The organism is Actinocorallia lasiicapitis (genome assembly GCF_054778695.1).
The window spans coordinates 12,760-35,576 of sequence record NZ_BAAGZI010000018.1 but is presented as its reverse complement, the minus strand read 5'-3'; the positions used below and the strand labels follow the sequence as shown (position 1 = coordinate 35,576).

The 22,817-nt window shown below is 69.4% G+C and carries 21 protein-coding genes and 2 pseudogenes; 12 read left to right on the top strand and 11 right to left on the bottom strand.

The window, feature by feature from the left end:
* Positions 1 to 241 (top strand): annotated as a pseudogene (locus ACYVE7_RS04240) (hypothetical protein); the annotation flags it as partial.
* Here ACYVE7_RS04240 and ACYVE7_RS04235 read toward each other — a convergent pair.
* The 4 genes from ACYVE7_RS04235 to ppdK form a co-directional block, all read right to left on the bottom strand.
* Positions 238 to 1,467: an NAD(P)/FAD-dependent oxidoreductase gene (locus ACYVE7_RS04235; protein WP_460363196.1), complete on the bottom strand. Its 1,230-nt coding sequence runs from the start codon at positions 1,465 to 1,467 to the stop codon at positions 238 to 240. The pseudogene ACYVE7_RS04240 and the gene ACYVE7_RS04235 sit on opposite strands and share 4 nt — an antisense overlap.
* 62 nt (positions 1,468 to 1,529) lie before the next feature.
* On the bottom strand, positions 1,530 to 2,741 hold the full coding sequence (locus ACYVE7_RS04230; protein ID WP_460363195.1) for a deoxyguanosinetriphosphate triphosphohydrolase: 1,212 nt from the start codon (positions 2,739 to 2,741) through the stop codon (positions 1,530 to 1,532).
* Between the two features lie 35 nt (positions 2,742 to 2,776).
* Complete coding sequence (locus ACYVE7_RS04225) at positions 2,777 to 3,475, bottom strand: YdcF family protein (protein ID WP_460363194.1); 699 nt, start codon at positions 3,473 to 3,475, stop codon at positions 2,777 to 2,779.
* 110 nt (positions 3,476 to 3,585) lie between these two features.
* On the bottom strand, positions 3,586 to 6,255 hold the full coding sequence (gene ppdK, locus ACYVE7_RS04220; RefSeq protein WP_460363193.1) for a pyruvate, phosphate dikinase: 2,670 nt from the start codon (positions 6,253 to 6,255) through the stop codon (positions 3,586 to 3,588).
* Positions 6,256 to 6,473: 218 nt separating this feature from the next.
* On the opposite strand from ppdK, the gene ACYVE7_RS04215 reads away from it, so the two are divergent.
* From ACYVE7_RS04215 to ACYVE7_RS04205, 3 genes are all read left to right on the top strand, one after another.
* Positions 6,474 to 8,378, top strand: coding sequence for a glycoside hydrolase family 15 protein (locus ACYVE7_RS04215; protein WP_460363192.1), 1,905 nt, complete (start codon positions 6,474 to 6,476; stop codon positions 8,376 to 8,378).
* 130 nt (positions 8,379 to 8,508) lie between these two features.
* Complete coding sequence (locus ACYVE7_RS04210; protein ID WP_460363191.1) at positions 8,509 to 9,147, top strand: hypothetical protein; 639 nt, start codon at positions 8,509 to 8,511, stop codon at positions 9,145 to 9,147.
* 16 nt (positions 9,148 to 9,163) lie between these two features.
* The gene (locus tag ACYVE7_RS04205; protein WP_460363190.1) at positions 9,164 to 9,847 is read left to right on the top strand and encodes a hypothetical protein; all 684 of its coding nucleotides are present in this window, start codon (positions 9,164 to 9,166) and stop codon (positions 9,845 to 9,847) included.
* Positions 9,848 to 9,951: 104 nt separating this feature from the next.
* Here the strand turns inward: ACYVE7_RS04205 and ACYVE7_RS04200 are convergent, their stop codons facing one another.
* The 3 genes from ACYVE7_RS04200 to ACYVE7_RS04190 form a co-directional block, all read right to left on the bottom strand.
* On the bottom strand, positions 9,952 to 11,319 hold the full coding sequence (locus tag ACYVE7_RS04200) for a glycine--tRNA ligase (RefSeq protein ID WP_460363189.1): 1,368 nt from the start codon (positions 11,317 to 11,319) through the stop codon (positions 9,952 to 9,954).
* A 128-nt stretch (positions 11,320 to 11,447) separates the two neighbouring features.
* Entirely contained in the window at positions 11,448 to 12,623 is a 1,176-nt protein-coding gene (locus ACYVE7_RS04195) for a DUF1906 domain-containing protein (RefSeq protein WP_460363188.1), read from the bottom strand.
* A 99-nt stretch (positions 12,624 to 12,722) separates the two neighbouring features.
* Entirely contained in the window at positions 12,723 to 13,001 is a 279-nt protein-coding gene (locus tag ACYVE7_RS04190; RefSeq protein WP_460363187.1) for an antibiotic biosynthesis monooxygenase family protein, read from the bottom strand.
* Between the two features lie 61 nt (positions 13,002 to 13,062).
* On the opposite strand from ACYVE7_RS04190, the gene ACYVE7_RS04185 reads away from it, so the two are divergent.
* From ACYVE7_RS04185 to ACYVE7_RS04165, 5 genes are read left to right on the top strand one after another with little or no spacing between them, the layout of a single operon-like run.
* Positions 13,063 to 13,338 carry a DUF6703 family protein gene (locus ACYVE7_RS04185; RefSeq protein WP_460363186.1) on the top strand — a complete coding sequence of 92 codons (276 nt, stop codon included), beginning with the start codon at positions 13,063 to 13,065 and terminating at the stop codon, positions 13,336 to 13,338.
* Between the two features lie 58 nt (positions 13,339 to 13,396).
* Entirely contained in the window at positions 13,397 to 14,332 is a 936-nt protein-coding gene (locus tag ACYVE7_RS04180; RefSeq protein ID WP_460363185.1) for a metal ABC transporter substrate-binding protein, read from the top strand.
* Between the two features lie 6 nt (positions 14,333 to 14,338).
* Positions 14,339 to 15,103, top strand: coding sequence for a metal ABC transporter ATP-binding protein (locus ACYVE7_RS04175; RefSeq protein ID WP_460363184.1), 765 nt, complete (start codon positions 14,339 to 14,341; stop codon positions 15,101 to 15,103).
* Positions 15,100 to 15,978 (top strand): metal ABC transporter permease, encoded by an 879-nt coding sequence (locus ACYVE7_RS04170; protein WP_460363182.1) that lies wholly within the window; start codon positions 15,100 to 15,102, stop codon positions 15,976 to 15,978. The genes ACYVE7_RS04175 and ACYVE7_RS04170 overlap by 4 nt, the downstream gene beginning before the upstream one ends.
* Positions 15,975 to 16,358: a Fur family transcriptional regulator gene (locus ACYVE7_RS04165; RefSeq protein ID WP_460363181.1), complete on the top strand. Its 384-nt coding sequence runs from the start codon at positions 15,975 to 15,977 to the stop codon at positions 16,356 to 16,358. The genes ACYVE7_RS04170 and ACYVE7_RS04165 overlap by 4 nt, the downstream gene beginning before the upstream one ends.
* A 32-nt stretch (positions 16,359 to 16,390) precedes the next feature.
* Here the strand turns inward: ACYVE7_RS04165 and ACYVE7_RS04160 are convergent, their stop codons facing one another.
* Both ACYVE7_RS04160 and ACYVE7_RS04155 read right to left on the bottom strand, forming a co-directional pair.
* Positions 16,391 to 16,990: an RlpA-like double-psi beta-barrel domain-containing protein gene (locus tag ACYVE7_RS04160; RefSeq protein WP_460363180.1), complete on the bottom strand. Its 600-nt coding sequence runs from the start codon at positions 16,988 to 16,990 to the stop codon at positions 16,391 to 16,393.
* A gap of 343 nt (positions 16,991 to 17,333) precedes the next feature.
* On the bottom strand, positions 17,334 to 18,137 hold the full coding sequence (locus tag ACYVE7_RS04155; protein ID WP_460363179.1) for a hypothetical protein: 804 nt from the start codon (positions 18,135 to 18,137) through the stop codon (positions 17,334 to 17,336).
* Between the two features lie 99 nt (positions 18,138 to 18,236).
* Here ACYVE7_RS04155 and ACYVE7_RS04150 point away from each other — a divergent pair, with 99 nt between their 5' ends.
* Positions 18,237 to 19,754, top strand: coding sequence for a M4 family metallopeptidase (locus ACYVE7_RS04150; protein ID WP_460363178.1), 1,518 nt, complete (start codon positions 18,237 to 18,239; stop codon positions 19,752 to 19,754).
* A gap of 105 nt (positions 19,755 to 19,859) precedes the next feature.
* On the opposite strand, the gene ACYVE7_RS04145 is transcribed toward ACYVE7_RS04150, so the two are convergent.
* Positions 19,860 to 20,663, bottom strand: coding sequence for an isoprenyl transferase (locus ACYVE7_RS04145; RefSeq protein WP_460363177.1), 804 nt, complete (start codon positions 20,661 to 20,663; stop codon positions 19,860 to 19,862).
* 34 nt (positions 20,664 to 20,697) lie between these two features.
* Positions 20,698 to 21,423 (bottom strand): annotated as a pseudogene (gene recO / locus ACYVE7_RS04140) (DNA repair protein RecO); the annotation flags it as partial.
* Between the two features lie 99 nt (positions 21,424 to 21,522).
* Between recO and ACYVE7_RS04135 the strand changes: the two are divergent.
* Both ACYVE7_RS04135 and ACYVE7_RS04130 read left to right on the top strand, forming a co-directional pair.
* Complete coding sequence (locus ACYVE7_RS04135) at positions 21,523 to 22,554, top strand: M4 family metallopeptidase (protein ID WP_460363176.1); 1,032 nt, start codon at positions 21,523 to 21,525, stop codon at positions 22,552 to 22,554.
* Positions 22,551 to 22,799 carry a protealysin inhibitor emfourin gene (locus ACYVE7_RS04130; protein ID WP_460363175.1) on the top strand — a complete coding sequence of 83 codons (249 nt, stop codon included), beginning with the start codon at positions 22,551 to 22,553 and terminating at the stop codon, positions 22,797 to 22,799. Before ACYVE7_RS04135 ends, ACYVE7_RS04130 begins: the two co-directional genes overlap by 4 nt.
* The last annotated feature ends 18 nt before the right edge of the window (positions 22,800 to 22,817 follow it).

Sequence of the window (22,817 nt, the reverse complement as noted above, 5' to 3'; positions counted from 1 at the left end):
GGCCGCCTCCGACACCACGACCGGCCTCAACCTGCGCCACCGCCTCTTCGGCCGGGCGCTCCCCGAGCAGGCGTCGCCCGAACCGTCCAAGCCGGGCGCCCGCCGCCGCACCGACCTGCTGTTCCGCGCCGGCCACGCCCGCGGGATGCAGCGCGGCGCCGACGTCCACCTCGCCCTCGACCTCGACCGCACGTTCTTCTTCGGCCCCGACGGCCGCCGCGTCGACCAGATCAAGCGCTAGACCAGGTCGCTCAGGGGCGTCTTCGGGTCGGTCAGCCGTGCCGGGTCGGGTTCGGCGGCGGAGCGGATCAGCGCCTGGATGTCCTGGGTGACGTCCCAGACGTTGACGTTCATCCCGGCGACGACCCGGCCCGACTGGAGCCAGAACGCGACGTACTCGCCGGAGGCCGGGTCACCGCGGTAGACGACCCGGTCATAGCAGCCGGGCTCGGCGAAACCGGAGAACTCCATGCCCAGGTCGTACTGGTCGGAGTAGAAGTACGGGATCCGGTCGTAGACGACGTTCCGCCCCAGCATCGACCGGGCCGCCGCGGGGCCCGAGTGCAGGGCGTTCGCCCAGTGCTCGGTCCGGATGTGCCGGCGGTACAGCGGATGCTCGGCGTTGGCGACGTCACCGGCCGCGAAGACGTACGGATCGCTGGTCCGCAGCGACGCGTCGACCACGACCCCGTTGTCGACCTTCAGGCCCGCGACCTTCGCCAGGTCCACGTTCGGCGCCACCCCCACCGCGACCACGACCAGGTCGGCGGGGAGCTCCACCCCGCGCGAGGTCGTCACATGGTCGACCGAGCCCTGGCCGCGGATCGCGAACAGGCCGTCCTCGAAGACCAGCTCGACGCCCTTGGCCCGGTGCAGGTCCACGAACCGCGCCCCCAGCTCGGGGCCGAGCGGCACGTGCAGCGGGGTCGACTCGACGTCCACGATGGTCACCCGGTTGCCGTACTCGCGGGCGGCGGCCGCCGTCTCCAGCCCGATCCAGCCCCCGCCGACCACCACCACGTGCCGGTCCCCCTCACGGAGCTGCTCGCGGAGCGCCAGCGAGTCGGCGAGGGTCCGCAGGGTGTGCACCCCCGCCAGTGACGCGCCCGGCACCCGCAGCCGGCGCGGGGAGTCGCCCGTCGCCAGCAGCGGCCGGTCGTAGCGGAGCTCGCTGCCGTCCGACAGCCGGGTGCGCCGCCGCTCCCGGTCGACCGACAGGACGGTCGTCCCCGTCAGGAGCTGGATGTCGTGGTCGCGGTAGAAGATCTCCTCATGGACGTAGACCGAGTCGTCGGGCTCCCGGCCGAGCAGCACGCTCTTGGACAGCGGCGGCCGCTCGTACGGGCGCTCCGGTTCGGAGCCGACCAGCAGCACGGTTCCCTCGAAGCCCTCCTCCCGCAGGGTCTGGGCGGCCTTGGCACCGGCCAGACCGGCACCTGCGATCACATAGGACTCCAGCGCGGGCATGGGGGACCTCCTCGTCCGGCAGCATCACGTTCATCTGAACAGCCGGAGGAGTAACTGTCCACCTACCCACAGAGACTGCTGTGCCGGGCGAGGGCCGAGGTGTCGGTGAGGGAGGCGACCTGGTCGACGACCACCCGGAGCCGGGCCGCGTCGTCGTCCGCGTCGGCGTACGCCCAGCGGAACAGCGGATCGAGGGTGCCGGGCGCGCCCGCCGCGATCGCCTCGGCCAGCTCCGCGATGATGGTCCGCTGGTGGGCGCGGGTCTCGGAGAACGAAGTCCACACATAGTGCGCCGTGACGGCCTTGAGCAGCCCCACCTCCAGCCTGACCTCACGCGGCACGACCAGGTCGGCGGCGTAGCGGGTGAGCCGGCCGGAACCGTACTCGAGCCGGGTGGCCTCCTCGGCGGCCAGGCAGAACCGGCCGATCAGCCAGCTCGTCAGGTTCTTCAGCGCGGCGTAGCTGGAGGCCGTCAGATCGAGGGTGCGCGGCCAGTACGGCTGGCCCTGGAGGATCGCGAACCGCTCCTCCAGCTCCTCGACCTCCGCGTCGCAGTACATCTTCGCGGCCGTGACGCAGACGGCGCGGCGCTCGTCAGGATCGGCCAGCGCCGCCAGGCTCACCGCGCCGGTGACGAGTGAGTCCTCAAGGTCGTGGACGGAGTAGGCCACATCGTCCGACCAGTCCATGACCTGCGCCTCGAAACAGGTGCGGTTCTCCGGCGCGTGCTCCCTGACCCAGATCGCCACTTCAAGATCATCGTCGTACACGCCATATTTGCGCGGATTGTGGTTCCGCCGCCACGGATACTTCATGGTCGCGTCCAGCGTCGCCCTGGTCAGGTTGAGCCCGACGCTGCGGCCGTCGTCGGCGAACGACTTGTACTCCAGCCTCGTCAGCAGCCGCAGGCTCTGGGCGTTGCCCTCGAACCCGCCGCACGGCTGCGCGAACACGTCGAGGGCCTGCTCGCCGTTGTGGCCGAACGGCGGATGCCCCAGATCGTGGGCCAGGCAGGCCGTCTCGACCAGGTCGGGATCGCAGCCCAGCGACTTGCCGAGCTCCCGGCCGACCTGCCCGCACTCCAGCGAATGGGTCAGCCGGGTGCGCTGGAAGTCGTGCGCGCCCGGATCGGCGACCTGGGTCTTGGCGGCCAGCCGCCGCAGCGCCGCGCTGTGCAGCACCCGTGCGCGATCGCGCTCGAACGCGGTGCGATCCCGCCGTTTCGGCGGTTCGGGGGCCCAACGCTGGATGTCACGCGGAGAGTAGCCGTTCATCTTCCGATGGTAGGGCGGCCGGGTGACATCGGCGTTTACATTTTCCCACGGGAACGGCCCAGGAGCACGTAGTACAGGTAACCGCCGGTCTCCCGGACGATCGAATGGAATTGGGTGTCGCGGGTCTGCACGCTCGGCCCGCTGCGCGTCGGCGACGACACCGCCCTGATCCCGTTGTCCCTGGCCATCTTGTCCGACCGCAGGCTGTGCCACGGGTCGGTGACGACCACGCCGGTCTTCCAGCCGCGCGTCCGGTACTCCTTGCCGACGGCCTTCATGCTGGTCAGCGTGTCGCTGCCGGTCTCCAACGCCACGACGCTGCCGGCCGGGACCCCTTTGCCGGTCAGATAGACCTCGCCGGAGGCCGCCTCGGTGGTGCGGTCGCCCATCTGCTTGCCGCCGACCGTCACGATCACCGGGGCGACGCCCTCGCGGTACAGCTCGAGCGCGTGGTCGAGCCGCGCCCGCAGATAGTCCGACGGGACCCCGTTGTACTGGGCGGCGCCGAGCACGATGATCGCGTCGGACTTGGGGTGGTGGTCCTGGCGGGCCTCGTACCAGACCCGCCAGCCCACCGTCGCCGGGGTGAGCACGCAGACCGCGACCACGACGAACAGCAGACGACCCGTCCAGACGAGCCAGCGGGGACGGCGCCTGCGCGCGCGGCGCGGACGGCGCCGCTCCACCCGCTCGGCGCCGTCCTGCTCGGTCTGGTCCCGCTCTGTCCCGGTCACGTCCGCATCCATCGCCATCTCGGTACCCACACTAGGTCAGACGACGTTACGGATCACCTTGTTCACCGGGGAGTTCCCCGGCTGAGTTCCCGGGAGTTCGGCGGCGGGGTTCAGCGGCTGTCGCTGCCCGCCGTCTCGACCGCGGCCCGGCCCGCCTCGAGCCGGGCCACCGGTACTCGGAACGGCGAGCACGACACGTAGTCGAGCCCGACCTCGTGGAAGAAGTGCACCGAGTCGGGGTCGCCGCCGTGCTCGCCGCAGACGCCCAGCTTGATCCCCGGACGGGTCTTACGTCCCTCTTCGACGGCGATCCGCACGAGCCGGCCGACGCCGTCCCGGTCGAGCGTCTCGAACGGAGAGACGCCGAAGATGCCGAGGTCGAGGTAGCGGCTGAAGAACGCCGCCTCCACGTCGTCGCGGGAGAAACCCCAGGTGGTCTGGGTGAGGTCGTTGGTGCCGAAGGAGAAGAACTCGGCGGCCTCGGCGATCTGGCCGGCCGTCAGCGCGGCGCGCGGCAGCTCGATCATCGTGCCGATGAGCGCCTTCGCCGAGCCGGCGACCGACGCGAGGACGGTCTCGGCCTCCTCACGGGCGTGTTCCAGTTCCTGGATCGACCCCACCAGCGGGATCATGATCTCGGGACGGGGGTCGCCGCCTTCGGCGAGCCGGTCGGCGGCCGCTTCGGCGATCGCCCGCACCTGCATCGCGAAAAGGCCGGGAATCACCAAACCGAGGCGCACTCCGCGCAGGCCGAGCATAGGGTTCTGCTCGTGGAGCCGGTGGACGCACTCCAGGAGCCGCCGGTCCTTCGCTTCGGCCTTGTCGCCCGCGAGCGCCACCTTCACCGAAAGTTCGGTCAGATCCGGGAGGAACTCGTGGAGCGGAGGGTCGATGAGCCGGATCGTCACCGGCAGGCCGTCCATCTCGGCGAGGATGCCCCGGAAGTCCGACCGCTGGAGCGGTTCGAGCGCCTCGAGCGCGGCTTCGCGCGCGGCGTCGGTCTCGGCGAGGATCAGGTCCTCGATGAGCTGGCGGCGGTCGCCCAGGAACATGTGCTCGGTGCGGCACAGGCCGATGCCCGTCGCGCCGAACCGGCGGGCCCGCGCGCTGTCCTCGGGGGTGTCGGCGTTGGCCCGGACGGCGAGCCGCGCCGCCGCGTCGGCGTGGGTCATGATCCGGTGGACGGCCTGGACCAGCTCGTCGCCGTCCTCGGCGGCCAGTTCGCCTTCGAAGTACTGGACGACGGGCGAGCTGGAGACGGGCACCTCACCGAGGTAGACCGCGCCGGACGAGCCGTCGATCGAGAGCACGTCGCCCTCGTTGACGGTCAGGTCGCCGACCCGCAGGGTGCGCGCCTTCACATCGATGTCGAGTTCTTCGGCGCCGCACACGCAGGTCTTGCCCATGCCGCGGGCGACGACGGCGGCGTGGGAGGTCTTGCCGCCGCGCGAGGTCAGGATGCCCTGGGCGGCGATCATGCCGGTGAGGTCGTCGGGGTTGGTCTCCCGGCGGACCAGGATGACCTTCTCGCCGCGCGCCGCGGCGGCCACGGCGGCCTCCGAGGAGAACACGGCCTTGCCGACGGCCGCGCCGGGCGAGGCGTTCATGCCCTTGCCGATGCGCACCTTGTCGGCCTTGTCGTCGAACCGGGGGAACATGAGCTGGGCGAGCTGGTCGCCGGAGACGCGGTGGACGGCCTCGTCGAGGTCGATCAGGCCCTGGTCGACGAGCTGGACGGCGATCCGGAAAGCGGCGCCCGCGGTGCGCTTGCCCACCCGGGTCTGCAGCATCCACAGTTTGCCGCGCTCCACCGTGAACTCGATGTCGCACAGGTCGCGGTAGTGGTTCTCGAGCTTGTCCATGATGGCGAGCAGCTCTTCGTAGACCGGCTGGTTGATCTCGCCGAGCTGCGCCAGCGGCATCGTGTTGCGGATACCGGCGACGACGTCCTCGCCCTGCGCGTTCTGCAGGTAGTCGCCGTAGACGCCCTGGTGGCCGGAGGCGGGGTCGCGGGTGAAGCAGACACCGGTGCCCGAGTCCATGCCGAGGTTGCCGAAGACCATCGAGCAGACGTTGACGGCCGTGCCGAGGTCGGCGGGGATCCGCTCCTGCCGGCGGTAGAGGATCGCCCGGTCGGAGTTCCACGAGTCGAAGACGGCCTTGATCGCCAGATCCATCTGCTCGCGCGGGTCGGCGGGGAACTCCCGGCCGGCCTGGTCGCGGACGATCTGCTTGAACGAGGCGACCAGGCCCTGCAGGTCGGCGGCGTCCAGCGCGAGGTCGTCGTGCGTGCCCTTGGCGTGCTTCAGTTCTTCCAACGCCTCTTCGAACAGCTCGCCGTCGACGCCCAGCACGGTCTTGCCGAACATCTGGATGAGACGGCGGTAGGAGTCCCAAGCGAACCGCTCGTTGCCTGCCTGCTTGGCGAGGCCGATGACCGAGTCGTCGTTGAGCCCGATGTTGAGGACCGTGTCCATCATGCCGGGCATCGAGAACTTGGCCCCGGAACGCACGCTGACCAGCAGCGGGTCGTCGGACTGGCCGAGCTGCTTGCCCATCGCCGACTCCAGCGCCGCCAGATGGGCGGAGACCTCGTCGGTGAGTTCCGCGGGCGGTGCGCCCTCGGTGAGGTAGGTCCGGCAAGCCTCCGTGGTGATCGTGAACCCCGGAGGCACAGGAAGGCCGAGATTTGTCATCTCGGAAAGATTCGCACCTTTTCCACCCAGCAGATCTTTAAGATCTTTGTTGCCCTCAGTGAAGTCGTAAACGAACTTCGGCACGGCCACCAGCTCCTTCCACCCTTTGGTCGGGGACTGTACCTGTTGCCTGGTCCGTACCTTGTCGCACCCTTTGTCCCAACAGTATTTCCGCTGGTCAGGGTGGGCACCGTGGTCTATTCCAATAGTCCGGTTCAGTAAACTTTGCGGTTTTTTCACAGTAGATTGGGGACTGATCACCCGTGAAATCCGGGGAAGGTACGTATGAAGGGGGTGAGGCCGTGCGTCGCCGTGGGGCCCTGGGACCTGGCAGTGAACCGTTCGCGGAACCGTTCGCGCCGATCGCGGACTTCGGTTTCCTGTCCGACTGCGAGACCACGGCCTTGATAGCGCCGTCCGGGAACGTCGAGTGGCTGTGCGTGCCGCGGATCGACTCGCCCAGCGTGTTCGGCTCGATCCTGGACCGTGACGCTGGCTACTTCCGGATCGGCCCGGCCGGGGTGGAGGTGCCCGCCGCGCAGCGGTACATCCCCGGCACGATGGTCCTGGAGACCACCTGGTGGACTCCGGGCGGCTGGCTCGTCGTCACCGACGCCCTGATCATGGGGCCGTGGCACCACGAGACCGAGCGGTCGGAGTCGCACCGGCGCGCGCCCACCGACTACGACGCGGCGCACGTCCTGCTCCGCAAGGTCAAGTGCGTCAACGGCAGCGTGCAGGTCCGGATGGACTGCATGCCGGTCTTCGACTACGGCCGCTCCCCCGCCCGCTGGCAGTACAGCGGCGACGGCTACCACGCGGCCGTCGCGGAGGGCGCGGGCCAGCGGATCGACCTGCACACCGACATGAACGTCGGGTTCGAGGGGTCGCTCGCCACCAGCCGCACCCTGCTCAAGGAGGGCGAGTCGCGGTTCGTCGCGCTGTCGTGGAGCTCACACGGCGCGCCGCTCACCATCGACGCCGCCGACGACCAGCTCCGCTGGACCATCCACCACTGGCAGCACTGGCTGGACCGGGGCGACTTCCCCGACCACCCGTGGCGCTCCTACCTCCAGCGCGCCGCGCTCACCCTCAAGGGCCTCACCTACGCGCCGACCGGCGCGGTCGCGGCGGCCGCCACCACGTCCCTGCCCGAGACCCCGGGCGGCGACCGGAACTGGGACTACCGGTACACCTGGATCCGCGACAGCACCATGACGCTCTGGGCGTTCTACGCGCTCGGCTACGACTGGGAAGCGAACGACTTCTTCCACTTCATCACCGACATGGCCGAGCAGTCCGACGGCCATCTGCAGATCATGTACGGCGTCGACGGCCGGTCGGAGCTGCCCGAGGAGACCCTCGACCATCTGTCGGGCTATGACGGGGCCAAGCCCGTCCGGATCGGCAACGGCGCCTACACCCAGGCACAGCACGACGTCTGGGGCGCGATCATCGGCTCGGTCTATCTGTTCGTCAAGAAGCGCGACCGGCTCGACGACAGGCTCTGGAAGATCGTCGTCACCCAGGTCGAAGAGGCGCTGGTGCACTGGCGGCGTCCGGACTGCGGGATGTGGGAGGTGCGCGGCGAACCGCAGCACTTCACCTCCTCGAAGGTGTTCTGCTGGCTGGCCGCCGACCGCGGCGCGCGGCTGGCGCGGCTGCGCGGCGCGGAGGAGGCCGACCGGGCGCGCCGCTGGCAGGAGGCCGCCGACGAGATCCGCGACGACATCCTGGCCAACGCCCTCGACGAGCGGGGCGTGTTCACCGCCCACTACGGCTCGAAGGCGCTGGACGCGTCCGTGCTGCTGATCCCGCTGCTCGGCTTTCTGCCGGCGGACGACAAGCGGGTCCGCGACACGGTCCTGGCGATCGCCGAGGAGCTCACCGAGGACGACCTCGTCCTGCGCTACCGCGCGCAGGAGACCGACGACGGTTTCACGTCGGAGGAAGGGACCTTCACGATCTGCTCGTTCTGGCTGGTCTCGGCACTGGTCACCATCGGCGAGGTGCAGCGGGCCAAGACCCTCTGCCACAAGCTGCTGTCCTACGCCAGCCAGTTGCACCTGTACGCGGAGGAGATCGACGCCCACACCGGCCGCCACCTGGGCAACTTCCCGCAGGCGTTCACGCATCTCGCGCTCATCAACGCCGTCATGCAGGTCATCGGGGTGGAGCGCGGGCAGCGCCACTTCCCCTTCACCTGAGTTCCGACACCGCCGGCGGACGCGAGAATTTGTCACATTCAGGCCAATGTGAAAAATCCTCGCCCCATTGACCGGGCCCCGGTGGCTTCTTACGTTCACGGTGACATCCCACCTGACGAAGGAGTTACCGGTGTCACACATCCGTCAAATCGCGATGGTGAGTGCGGCCGCGCTGTCCGCACTCACCCTCGCACCGCCGGCCCACGCCGCCACGACGACCGTCCGGGCCGGCAGTGCCGGGGCCGCCGCCTACAGCGGCGCCGTCCAGGCCAACCTGCTCGGGGCGGCGTCGGTGTCGACCTCACTGGGCGGCGGTAGCTGTACCGCGTCCCAGCTCACCGGCACGGTCACCGCGACCGGAGCGCCGCTGAACATCTCCGCCGCGACCTTCGGCGGCTGCTCGGGCGCGACCGTCACCCCGCAGAACCTGCCGTGGAACAACGGCAACATCACCTACGCGCCCGTCGCCGGCGGCCGGGACGCGACCGTCTCCATCGGCGTCAAGCTCAAGGCCGTCGTGCCGCTGTTCGGCGGCATCACCTGCATCTACGCGACCACCGCGGCCGCCAACGGCTACAACCCGACCAACCCCAACCGGCCGGACACCGCGAGCAACCAGTTCCAGGTCAGCCTGAACAACACGCCCGCGTCCAAGCAGTCCGGCAGCAGCTTCCTGTGCCCGGGCAGCGCGACCGTCACGGCCAACTACGCGCTCACCGGCGCGACCTCCCCCGGCGTCTACAACCAGACGCTGTTCGTCACGAGCTGAGCGAAGGAGACCCCTCATGCAGCGAACCCGACAGCTGGTCATGGTGGCGGCCATGACCGGCACCGCGCTCGTCGCGGGCGTCCCGGCCGCCCACGCGGCCACCACGACCATCAAGACCTACCCGGGCGGCGTCGCCTACACGGGCAAGGTCCAGGCGGGCCTGCTCGGCACCGCCACCGTGTCCACCTCGATCGGCAGCGGCAGCTGCAACAGCTCCACCATGAACGGCTCGATCAACTCCAACGGCACCGGGCTGTCGATCGCGTCCGCGACGTTCGCCTGGACCCCCGCCCCGCCAGGACCCGCCTGCCAGGGCACCACCACCGCGACGATCAGCAGCCAGAACACGCCGTGGACCGGCGGCGCCGTCACCTACGCGCCCGTCGCGGGCGGCCGGGACGCGACCGTCACCATCGCCAACTTCCGGGTCAAGGCCGTCGTGAACATCTTCGGCGGCATCACCTGCGTCTTCGGCGGCACCATCACGGCCAACGGCTACAACCCGACCAACCCCAACCGGCCGGTGCCCGCCGTCGCCGAAGCGCAGGCGGGCCTGAACGGCGCCACCGTCAACAAGATCAGCTCCGGTAGCAGCTGGCTCTGCCCCGGCACCGCGACGGTCACCGGCACCTACTCGCTCAAGGGCGAGACGGTCGCCAACTCGGGGGTGTACAACCAGTCCCTCCAAGTGACCAGCTAACGGTGACCAGCTGACGGTGACCGGCTAACAGAGAAAACGAAGGCGGCCCGCCCGCGCTCACCCGACATGAGCGCGGACGAGCCGCCGGAGTCCACCCTAAACCGCTAGCAGCCGATGAGCTGGGCGGCGAGGAACTTCTCGACGTTGTCGAGACCGATGCGCTCCTGCTTCATCGTGTCGCGCTCCCGGACCGTCACCGCGTTGTCCTCGAGGGTGTCGAAGTCGACGGTGATGCAGAACGGGGTGCCGATCTCGTCCTGGCGGCGGTAGCGGCGGCCGATCGCGCCGGCGTCGTCGAACTCGACGTTCCAGTGCTTGCGGAGCGCAGCCGCCAGGTCGCGGGCCTTCGGCGACAGGTCGGCGTTGCGGGACAGCGGCAGCACCGCGACCTTGACGGGCGCCAGCCGCGGGTCGAGCCGCAGGCTGGTGCGGGTCTCCATGACGCCCTTGGCGTTGGGGGCCTGGTCCTCGGTGTAGGCGTCCATGAGGAAGGTCAGCATCGCCCGGTCGACACCGGCCGCCGGCTCGATGACGAACGGCGTGTACCGCTCGCCCGACGCCTGGTCGAAGAAGTTGAGCTCCTTGCCCGACGCCTTGGAGTGGGCCTTCAGGTCGTAGTCGGTGCGGTTGGCGATGCCTTCGAGCTCGCCCCACTCGCTGCCCTGGAAGCCGAAGCGGTACTCGATGTCGACGGTCCGCTTGGAGTAGTGCGACAGCTTCTCGGCGGCGTGCTCGTAGAAGCGCAGGTTCTCCTCACGGATGCCGAGGTCGCGGTACCAGGCCATCCGGTAGTCGATCCAGTACTGGTGCCATTCCTCGTCGGTGCCGGGCTGGACGAAGAACTCCATCTCCATCTGCTCGAACTCGCGGGTCCGGAAGATGAAGTTGCCCGGCGTGATCTCGTTCCGGAACGACTTGCCGATCTGGCCGATGCCGAACGGCACCTTGCGGCGCGCGGCCTGCTCGACGTTGTTGTAGTTGATGAAGATGCCCTGCGCCGTCTCGGGACGCAGGTAGGCGAGGCCGGAGGAGTCCTCCACCGGGCCGAGGTAGGTCTTCAGCAGACCGGAGAACTGCCTCGGCTCGGTGAAGGTGCCCTTGTTGCCGCAGTTCGGGCAGTTCAGGTCGGCGAGGCCGTTCTCCGGCTCCTTGCCGTTCTTCTCCTCGTACGCCTCGATCAGATGGTCGGCGCGGAACCGCTTGTGGCAGCTCTGGCACTCCGTCAGCGGGTCGGTGAAGGTCTCGACATGGCCGCTGGCCTCCCACACCTCACGGTTGAGAATGACGCAGGAGTCGATGCCGACGACGTCCTCGCGGCCCTGCACCATCGACTTCCACCACTGCCGCTTGACGTTGTTCTTGAGCTCGACGCCGAGCGGGCCGTAGTCCCAGCTGGCGCGAAGTCCGCCGTAGATCTCACTGGAGGGGAAGACGATGCCTCGCTTCTGCGAGAGCGAGACGATCTTTTCCATCACATCTGAACGGCGGGCCATGGTGTTTGTCTCCAGCTAAACCCCGGTAATTGAACGGGTTTGAGTCTAGGGCACCGGGGTAGACGACCATGTCGTATTACGGCTCGCGGCGCGCAGGTGACCGGCGGTCAGTAGACGAGCCCGTCGACGACGTTGCTGTCGACGTTGAGCTGCACTCCCCCGTGCGTTTCGGTGTGGCCCCCACGGTACTGCTTGATCCGCCGGTGCTCCGCCCACCAGGTCGCCGCGAGGTAGGAGCTGGGCGTGGTCTTGGCCCTGCCGTCCCAGTGGGCGAACCAGATCGAGTTCGGCTTCTTGATCCCCTGGGCGCGGCCGAGGTCGCGGATGCCGGAGCCCGCGCTGCTGTAGACGCCCGACTTGTAGTCCAGCGCGTGCAGGCGCCTGGTCCAGGCGTCGAAGAAGGTCATGACGGCGTTCTTGCAGGTGGTGTTGCCCGAGTTGTAGGCCTCCATGTCGAAGTAGATGGGCCGCTTCGCCGGGATGCCGAGGGCCTTGGCCTTGGCGACGGCGTCGCTTGCGGCCTCCTTGCCGCGCTTGGCGGCCTCCTTGGTCTTGAACCTGGCGGCGAAGTTCGTGCAGGGCGCCTGGAGTCCCACATAGGTGGGGATCAGCCGGTAGCCCATCTGCCGCACCGACCGCACCCAGGACGAGGTCAGGTTGGGCTGGGCGCAGCCGCGTGCCGCCCCGCCGATGTAGATGTTGGCGATGGCGTACGCCTTCCGCCAGGCCTGCATGGTCGCCAGGGACGGCGCCGCGCAGGTGTCGAAGCCGGGGCCCGTCGCCCAGGCCCTGCGGGTGATCGTCGCCCTGGGCGGCGGCTCGCTCCTGGTCCGGCCGGGGCCGACCGACGCCTGCCGCAGGACGCTCTGCAGGCGTTCGGGGTGCTTGGCGTAGGTGCCGGTGATCCGCACCCCCGCCTCGGGCAGGGCGAGGGCGAACTCCCGGGACGCCCCGCCGGTCACTCTCAGTGTCGTCAGCCGCTTCCGTGCGGTCCTGCGGTTCATGGACGGGACCGTCGCGATCGGCGTCAGATGGATCGCCTCGGTCCTGCCAACGATCTTGGACGGGCACTTCGGCTCGCCCTTCGGCAGGCCCACGTAGATCGCGTGGACGTCGAACCTGATGCACTTCTTCGGCTGCTTGGCCAGGTCATAGACCTTCCAGCCACGTGGGACGGGCAGCTCGACCCCCCCGTAGACCACCTTCGGAACCTTGTGGATCTTGGCCTCGGCCGGTCGCTCCGGCATCGCCGAGAGCCCGTAGAGACCGATGCCGAGACCCATACCGATGGAAAGAACCGCGCCGCGCATTCGCTACCCCCCGTGTCGATGTGCCCTTGATCACCGGACACGCCGAGGGGGAAACGGGGGCTAAGCGATCTTTCACCCGGGCTTGACGACCTCATATGCACCGGCTTCGTCGATCGCCAGTGTCGAGAGCGGAATGAAGGCCAAGCGGACGTCCCAGGCGCCCAGGGCCCTACGGTAATAGCCCGCGCCCTCCCATTCCGTGACAAGAACCCACAGATCAGGCTCGTCGGCGTTGCGTCCGAGACGGCCATAGAGGAAGCCGGGCGACGCCTCGAGCGCGGCCAGCACGGGGCCGATCTTGGCCTGGAAGTCGTCGGGGTCGGGCACGCGGTAGCGGGTCATCGCAATCACCCCGGAAGTGTCGCACCCCCGCCTGCCCCCGCGCCCCGGGACGGGCTGGCACGATGACCGGATGAGCCTGCGTGAAGCGGTGGTGCGCGCCAGCGCCGTGCCGATCGTCGTCCTGCACCGGCTGCCCCGCTGGGTGCTGCCCGTGGTCGTCACGCTGCTGATGCTGGTCGGCATGGTGGTGCGCGGCCCCTGGGGCGCAGTGAGCCTGTTCGCCCTGACCCTCTTCCTCGGCTGGTTCTTCTATCTGTCCTGGCCGCAGCTCCGTCCGGCGGACCGGCTGCTGCGGGCCGGGGCCGTCGTGCTGCTGCTCGCGCTGGCGGCGGGTGATCTCGCCTGAAGCAGGGGCAGATCCGACGATTTTGACAATCGTTTTCATTTTCCCCGATACTGGGGCCATGAAGCGCCCCGCTCTGCTCCCCGCCGTCCTCACCGCCGCCGTCCTCGCCACCACCGCCGCCGGCTGCGGCGGAACCCCCGCCGCCTCCGACGGCCGACCGGCGGTGATCGCCTCCTTCTACCCCGTGGCCTGGCTGGCCGAGCGGGTCGGCGGCGCGCACGTCGCGGTCACGACCCTCACCAAGCCCGGCGCGGAACCGCACGACCTGGAGCTGTCGCCCAAGCAGATCGCCGAGATCAGCGACGGGAAGCTGACGATCTATGTGAAGGGCGTGCAGCCCGCCGTGGACGACGCCGTCGCCCAGCACGCGAAGGACCGCTCCCTCGACGCCGCGTCGCTGGTCAAGACCCTGCCCGTCACGGTCGAGGAGGAGCACGAGGGCGAGGAAGAGGAGGAGCACGGCCACGAGGAGGTCGGCTTCGACCCGCACGTCTGGCTCGACCCGTCGCGGATGGCGACGATCGCGACCGCGCTCGGCGACCGGTTCGCCGCCGCCGACCCCGGCAACGCCGCCGACTACAAGGCGCGGGCCGCCAAGACCGCGGGCGAGCTCACCGCGCTCGACACCGACTTCACCCGGGGGCTCAAGAGCTGCGCCCAGCGCAAGATAGTCACCTCGCACGGCGCGTTCGCCTACCTGGCCGACCGGTACGGGCTCCAGCAGATCGGCATCGCGGGCATCGACCCCGAGGCCGAGCCGTCCCCGCGCCGGCTCGCCGAGCTCACCGAGGAGATCAAGAAGACCGGGGTGACCACGGTCTTCACCGAGACCCTGGTCAGCCCGAAGATCGCCGAGACGCTCGCCGGCTCCGCCGGGGTCAAGACGGCCGTCCTCGATCCGATCGAAGGCGTCAAGGACGGTTCGGGTGACGACTACCTCACCCTCCAGCGCAAGAACCTCGACGTGCTGCGCTCCGCGCTGTCCTGCCGGTGACCGACAATGGAAACCATGACGGATGCCGTTTTCGAACTCCATGACGGACACGTCCGGCTGGACGGCCGCACGATCCTGTCCGGCATCGACCTGACCGTCCGCCAGGGCGAGGTCGTCGCCCTGCTCGGCCCCAACGGCTCCGGCAAGTCCACCCTGGTCAGGGCGCTGCTGGGGCTGATCCCGCTGAGCTCGGGGCGGCGGGCGGTCTTCGGCGCGGCCCGGTTCAGGGACTGGGGCCGGATCGGTTATGTCCCGCAGCGGCTGGAGGTGGGCGGCGGGGTGCCGTCGACCGTCCGGGAGATCGTCTCCTCGGGACGGGTGGCCCGCCAGTCCCGGCTCCGATTCACCTCCCGGGCCGACCGCGCCGCCGTGGACCGGGCGATGGCCGCCACCGGCGTCGCCGAACTGGCCTCCCGCAGCCCCGACCGGCTGTCGGGCGGGCAGCAGCAGCGCGTGCTGATCGCCCGTGCCCTGGCCGGCGAACCCGACGTCCTGATCATGGACGAGCCGCTCGCCGGGGTGGACTCCGCCCACCAGTCCGCGCTGGCCGACACCCTCGCCGCACTGGTCGCCGAAGGGAAGACGATCATCCTGGTCCTGCACGAACTGGGCCCGATCGCCCCGCTGATCACCCGGAGCGTGGTGCTGGACCACGGCCGGATCGTGCACACCGGCGCGGCCCCCGAGCCGACCGGGCCCTGCGCGGAACCCGGCCACGACCACGTCCATCCGCACGCACCCGCCGCGGCCGCGCCGTCCCTCTGGAAATGACCATGCTCTCCTACGACTTCATGCAGCGGGCGCTGCTCGCGGCCGTCCTCATCGGGCTGGCCGCGCCCGCCGTCGGCACCTTCATCGTGCAGCGGCGGCTCGCCCTGCTCGGCGACGGCATCGGCCACATCGCCCTGACCGGGGTCGCGTTCGGCCTCGTCACCAGCACCTCGCCGGTGCTCGGCGCGGTGGTCGTCTCCGCGCTCGGCGCGATCGCCATCGAACTGCTGCGCAGCCGGGGCAGGACCGGCGGCGACGTCGCCCTGGCCCTGCTGTTCTACGGCGGGCTCGCGGGCGGGGTGCTCGTCACCAACTTCGCGCCCGGCGGCAGCACCTCCAACCTGCTGGCCTACCTGTTCGGCTCGATCAGCAGCGTCTCCGCGACGGATCTGTGGGTGATCGGCGGGCTGGTCGCGGCGGTCCTGGCCGTGCTGGCGGTCTTCGGCCGGGAGCTGTTCCTGCTCTGCCAGGACGAGGAGGTGGCGCGGGCGTCCGGGCTGCCCGTCCGGTTCCTGAGCATCCTGCTGGCCGTCACCGCGGCGCTGACGATCGTGGTCGCGATGCGCGTGGTCGGGCTGCTGCTGGTCAGCGCGCTGATGGTGGTGCCGGTCGCGGCGTCCCAGCAGATGACCAGAGGGTTCAAGGCCACCGCCGCGCTCGCCATGGTCTTCGGGGTGGTCGCCGCGGTCGGCGGTCTCGCCGGCTCCTACCAGTTCAGCACCGGCGAGGTGAACATCTCGCCGGGACCGGCGATCGTGCTGGTCGCGCTGGTCCTGTTCGCCGCCGCCTCGCTGGGCGGCCTCCTCCTGCGCCGCGCGAGCGGCGGACGGATAGAGTCTGGGACACGTCCAGCCGCCGAGGAGGCCACACCATGACCACAGCCAGACGCGACGCGGTACGGCGCGCCTTGGCGGTCAGCGACGGCTTCCGCAGCGCGCAGGACATCTACGCCTACCTGCGCGCCGAAGGCTCCAAGATCGGCCTGACCACGGTGTACCGCGCGCTCCAGGCGCTGTCGGACGCCGGCGAGGTCGACGTGCTCCGCACCGACGACGGCGAGGCCGTCTACCGGGCCTGCACCACCGGCGAGCACCACCACCATCTGGTCTGCCGCTCCTGCGGCAAGACGGTCGAGGTGGCGGGGCCCGCGGTCGAGAAATGGGCCGACCAGGTCGGCGCGGAACACGGATTCACCGGAATGACCCACACGCTGGAGATCTTCGGCACGTGCGCCGAATGCGCGAAAGGGCGGTGAGCCGAAGCTCACCGCCCTTTCCCTGAAGTCTGTTAGAACGGCTGGGGCTGGCCCTTCTTGCCGGCGCCCTTGCCCCACTCCAGAACCTCCCACTTGAGGCCCTTCAGGTGACCCTGACCGGTGCCCGCGTTGTACTTGCTCGCGGGCTTCTTGCCGTCGAGCAGGTAGCGGAAGGTGTAGGTGTCGAGGTCGAGCATGATGCCCCGGTGGGACGGGCTGCCCGGGCCGCGGTCGCCGATGAAGCCGGTGACGGAACGGCCGTTGTAGGAGACCTTCACCTTGGTGTGGAGCGGCCAGCTCGGTGAGGCGAACAGGCCCTTCTGCATCGGCTTGCCGCCGGCGGGGGCGCCGGTGTCGCCGTTGACGCCCGAGCCGTCGTCCCAGAAGTAGGACGCGGTCGTCGAGCCCGCGAGCAGCGCCTTCGCCTCGTCGGCCTTCTTCGCGGCCTTCTGCTCGGCCTGCTCGCGCTTGTCCTTGGAGCTGTTCTTCTGTGCCGCGATCGCCTGCTTGGGAGCGCCCAGCGCATCGGTCGCGGTCGAGACGTCGTTGGTGTTGACCATGAGTCCCGCGGTGATCGCGGCAACGAGGGTGACGCCACCGGCGACGGACGCGGTAAGAGCCTGCTTCTGCACGGAAATCCTTTGTTCTGCGGACAGGACAGCCCCGCCGGGGCGCGTGGAAACAGGGCGCCGCGGTTGGAAAAGGCGGGGACTTGCGCAGCCGTACGCGCTGAGGCGCGGTGCGCTGACGCGACCTTGAGTCGCACTTGAACTAGGACGGGAGCAGATGAACCGGGGTGCTCCCGACTGGATAACTAAGAGTTAACCAGACCTGTCAAGAAACGACAAAACAGACACCATGGTTCGGCACGTGATCGGTCTGTGATCGGTCGCGAAAACCCAGCAGGACAAGGGTTCGTGCAAACAGAACCGCCCCCGGTAAAGAAACCGGGGGCGGTGAATGACAGTTATGTAATTACAGAGTGGGCAGCTTCGCGGTCAGCGTTCCGTCCGTGACGACACTGCACGTGATCTTGTTCAGCCCGCTGCTCTTCCAGCCCAGGGTGTCCGGCGAGAGGTAGGAGACGCCGCCCTGCCCGCCGTTGGGACCGAAGACCCGCTTCGCGTAGGCCGGGTACCGCTTGCTCCACTGGAGCTCCAGGCTCTGGCACTTCTTCAGGATCGCGTCGGACGACCGGAGGCCCGTCATCGTGGTCACCGCGATGACCTGGGCGTTGTGGGCCTGGGTGCACGGGATCGCCTTGAGCGTGTCGATGCTCTCCTCGCCCGCGCCCACCTTGAGCTGCTCCTTGTAGCAGTCGCCGAGGCGCAGCTCCTTGGCGTCCAGATCACCGGCCTTGGTGATCTCCGAGCTGGGCTTGAGCGCGTTCGAGGGCGCCTTGTCGTCGCGCAGGTCGTTGTCACCACCACCGGAGAACGCGCCCCGGACGCCCGCCAGGACCACGATCAGGCCGATCGTGCCGCCGATCGACAGGAGGCCGCGGAGCGCCTTGTTGGGGCGGTGCCGCGGCGGCGGGCCCGGGGGGAAGCCGCCGGGCTGGGCGAAGGGGTCGCCGCCGGGGTACGGGGGCGGGGCCTGGCCGGGGTAGGCGCCCGGCGCGGGGGGCGGGGCACCGAATCCCCCGGGGGCGGGCTGCTGGTAAGCACCCGGCTGCGGCTGACCATACGGCTGCTGGGGCTGCCCATACGGCGAAGCGGGCTGCTGCTGGCCGTAAGGGTCGAACGACGGGGGCTGGTTGCCCGACGGGGGGTAGCTCATGGACGCGCACGATAGCGGCTAACTATGACATTCCCCAACATGGACGCCATTCCGCCCCCCATGCAATAAAAGACCACTTACTCGAAAGGTGGTCCCTCCATGCGCAAGCGCGCCACCCTCACCGCCGCCACCGCCGCCGCACTCACCGCGGCCGCCCTGGCCCCCCTGCCCGCGGCCGCGGAACCGGCCGACGTCTTCCAGATCGCGACCGTCACCAAGGATCCCGACGGCACCACCCATACCCGCCTCGTCCGGACCTTCGGCGGCCTGCCGGTCCTTGGCGGCGACCTGGTCGAGCACCGCACCAGGGAAGGACGGCTGCGGAACGTCAGCCGGACCCTGACGGCCGCCCCGCACCGCACCACCCAGAAGATCAGCGCCTCGAAGGCCGGCGGGATCGCCGCGTTCGGCGGACGGCAGCCCGCCGCGGGCTCCGCCGGCCTGGTCTACGAGGCGCGCACCCCCGACCGCAAGCCCCGGCTGGCGTGGCGCTGGCTGGTCAGCGGCCAGACCGCGGACGGCACCCCCAGCAAGGTGTGGGTCTCCGTCGACGCGTCCACCGGGAAGGTCCTGCTCCGCGAGGAGACGGTCATGACCGAGGTCGGCGACGGGAAGTCGCTGTACGGCGGCACGGTGCCGCTGCAGACGACCAAGACCGGCTCCACCTTCACCCTGCAGGACCCCACCCGCGGCAACACCTACACCGCCGACGCCGCCAACCAGAGCGACTTCTGCATCTGGATCTTCTGTCTGTGGCGCGCGCCGAACACCAAGTTCACCGACGCCGACAACCACTGGGGCAGCGGCGCCACCGCCGACAAGTCCACGGTCGCCGTGGACGCCCAGTACGGCACCGACCAGACCTGGGACTTCTACAAGACCTTCTTCGGCCGCAACGGCATCAAGAACGACGGCAAGGGCTCCTACAACCGGGTCCACTACGGCAGCAAGTACGCCAACGCCTTCTGGGACGAGTCGTGCTTCTGCATGACCTACGGCGACGGCGACGGCACCCAGGTCGGCCCGCTGACCAGCCTGGACGTCGCCGCCCACGAGATGAGCCACGGCGTGACGAGCGCCACGGCCAACCTCACCTACAGCGGCGAGTCCGGCGGCCTCAACGAGGCCACCTCCGACATCTTCGGCAGCGCCGTGGAGTTCTTCGCCGCCAACTCCGCCGACCCGGGCGACTACCTGATCGGCGAGAAGATCGTCCTGCCGGGCTTCGGCAAGTCCGCGCTGCGCTACATGGACAGGCCCAGCAGGGACGGCAAGTCGGCCGACTACTGGTCGTCCTCGCTCGCCAAGCTGGACGTCCACTACTCCTCGGGCGTCGGCAACCACTTCTTCTATCTGCTGGCCGAGGGCAGCGGGCCGAAGACGATCAACGGGGTGGCCTACGACAGCCCGACCTTCGACGGCGTGGCGGTCGCCGGGATCGGCCGGGAGAAGGCCGTCCGGATCTGGTACCGGGCGCTGACCACCTATATGACGTCGGGGACGACCTACGCGGGCGCCCGGACGGCGACCCTGAACGCCGCCCGTGACCTGTTCGGCGACGGCAGCTCCGAGCAGGGCGCCGTCGCGTCCGCGTGGAAGGCCGTGAACGTCACCTAGAACGCCAGATTGACAGACTTTTCCTACAGGTTTAGTCTGAAATTGTCCTCGCCGGTCCGCTCTCACGGCGCGCGAGCGGACCGGCGAGGACAGAGCCCCGAATACTCAGGTGACGACCGGGTTGGGGATCGCTCCCCCGTAGCGCCGGTCGCGCGAGGCGTACAGCTCGCAGGCGTACCAGAGGTGCCGGCGGTCGAAGTCCGGCCAGAGGGTGTCCTGGAAGACCATCTCGGCGTAGGCCGACTGCCAGATCAGGTAGTTCGAGGTGCGCTGCTCCCCCGACGGCCGCAGGAACAGGTCCACGTCCGGAAGCTGCGGCTGGTACAGGTAGCGGGCGAAGACCTTCTCCGTGATCTTGTCGGGGTTGAGCTTGCCCGCGGCGACGTCACGGCCGATCGCGGCGGCGGCGTCGGCGATCTCGGCCCGGCCGCCGTAGTTCACACAGAACTGCAGGGTGAGCACGTCGTTGCCGACCGTCATGGCCTCGGCGTCCTGGAGCTCCTTGACCACCGAACGCCACAGCTTCGGGGTGCGCCCCGCCCAGACGATCCGGACGCCCATCTCGTTGAGCTGGTCGCGGCGGCGCCGGATGACGTCGCGGTTGAAGCCCATCAGAAAGCGGACCTCCTCCGGCGAGCGCCGCCAGTTCTCCGTGGAGAACGCGTACGCCGACAGATACGGGACGCCCAGCTCGATGGCGCCCTCGATCACGTCGAAGAGCGAGTACTCGCCCATCTTGTGGCCCTCGGTACGGGGCAGGCCGCGCTCCTTGGCCCAGCGCCCGTTGCCGTCCATCACCATGGCGACGTGCTTAGGGACGAGTTCCTTGGGCAGTACCGGCGGCTTCGCTCCGCTCGGGTGAGGATCCGGGGCGCGGAACTTCACTCGCAGTCCTTCTTTCCTGATCATCCTGTACGGCTCCGTCACGGGGGGCGGGCCTGTCCCGCTCCACGTGCCGCAGCGACCTGATGCCGTGCTCCAGATGCCACTGCAGGTAGGCCGCCACGAGACCGCTGCACTCTATGCGGTGACGGTCCTGACTATTGTCCGCGATATCCCATTCGCCCCGGAGCAGGGCCATCATCAGCGCGAAGGTGTCCGGGGCCGGGGTCGCCGAGCCCGGCACCTTGCAGGCCAGGCAGATCGCCCCGCCGGCGGCGATGGAGAACCAGCGGATGCCCTGCCGGCCGCCGCACCGCGCGCACTCGTCCAGGGCGGGCGCCCAGCCCGCGATCGACAGGGAGCGCAGCAGGAACGCGTCCAGGACGAGCCTGGGCTCGTGGGAGCGGTCCCCCAGAGTGCGCAGCCCGCCCACCAGCAGCAGGAACTGCCGAAGCGACGGCTCGCGCTCCTCCGCGGTCAGCTTCTCGGCCGTCTCCAGCATCGCCACCCCGGCCGTGTAGCGCGGGTAGTCGCTGACCAGGGGCTCCCCGTAGGGGCGGATGGTCTCGGCCTGGGAGATCAGATCCAGGGAGCGGCGCTCGTAGAGCTGGAGATCCACATGGGTGAACGGTTCCAGCCGGGCCCCGAACCGGGACTTGGTCTTCCGGACGCCCTTGGCCACGGCCCGGATCCGGCCCGTCCGCCTGGTCAGGATCGTCACGATCCGATCCGCCTCGCCCAGTTTGTGGGTGCGGAGCACGATGCCCTCGTCGCGGTAGATCGTCACCGGAACATTCTCCCCCATCTACCGTCGGCGACAGGAAGTGGACGGCGTGTCACGGCGTTCCTGTGGCCGGAATCACCGGCCCATGACAACGTTGACGCCATGAGATGCACGATCGTCCCCCCTCACATCCTGGAACGGGTCGTCGAGCGCACCGACGATCCCGCACTGCGCGCCCGGGCACTCCGGAACCTGCAGCTCGACTCCTTCACCCGGACCGGCAGACGGCTCGCCCCCGATCTGCCGCCCGTGGGCAACGGCAGACGCGACGAACCCGACCGGACGATCAAGGACGCCCGGCACCGGGACGAGCTGCCCGGCGACACCGTCAGGACCGAGGGCGGAGACCCCACCGGCGACACCACGACCGACCGGGCCTACGACTGGCTGGGCGTCACGTTCAGGTTCTATGAGGACGTCTACGACCGCAACTCGATCGACAACGCCGGAATGTCGATGATCTCGACCGTGCACTACGGGGTCGGCTACGACAACGCCTTCTGGAACGGCGAGCAGATGGTCTACGGCGACGGCGACGGGGTGCTGTTCACCGACTTCACCGGGCCGCTGGACGTCACGGGGCACGAGCTGACCCACGGGGTCACCCAGTACACCGCGGGGCTCGCCTATTTCGGGCAGTCCGGGGCGCTCAACGAGTCGATGTCGGACGTCTTCGGGTCGATGATCAAGCAGTTCCATCTGGCGCACACCGTCGGCGAGGCCGACTGGCTGATCGGCGAGGGGCTGCTGGCGCCGAGCGTCAACGGGGTGGCGCTGCGGTCGATGAAGGACCCGGGCACCGCCTATGACGACCCGCAGCTCGGCAAGGACCCGCAACCCGGTCATATGGACCAGTATGTCCGTACGCACAGCGACAACGGCGGCGTCCACATCAATTCCGGCATCCCGAACAAGGCGTTCTATCTGGCCGCCACCGAGCTCGGCGGCCACTCCTGGGAGCGGGCGGGCCAGGTCTGGTTCGACACGCTGACCGGCGGAACCCTCTACCCCGACGCCACTTTCACCGACTTCGCCGCCGCCACCCTCCATGCCGCTTCCGCGCGGTACGGAACCGGTTCCGATGAGGAGTCGGCGGTGCGGAACGCCTGGCTGGGGGTAGGCGTAAGGACATGAAAGTCACGGTGGTCCGATCCGGTGGTTTCGCCGGAATCGAACGGCGCGGCGAGGCCGACACGGCGGGCGATCCCGTCCTGCGCTCGCTGATCGCCCGGGTGGATCTGCAGGCGCTCCCCCCTCCCGGGGGCCCGTCCGCCGACCAGTTCGTCTACGACATCGACATCGGCCCCCACCACGCCACCGTAGGCGAATCCCACCTGACCAGCGCCCTCCGCGAACTGGTCCACCACGTCCTGAGATGAGCCCGGACCCGGCTGACG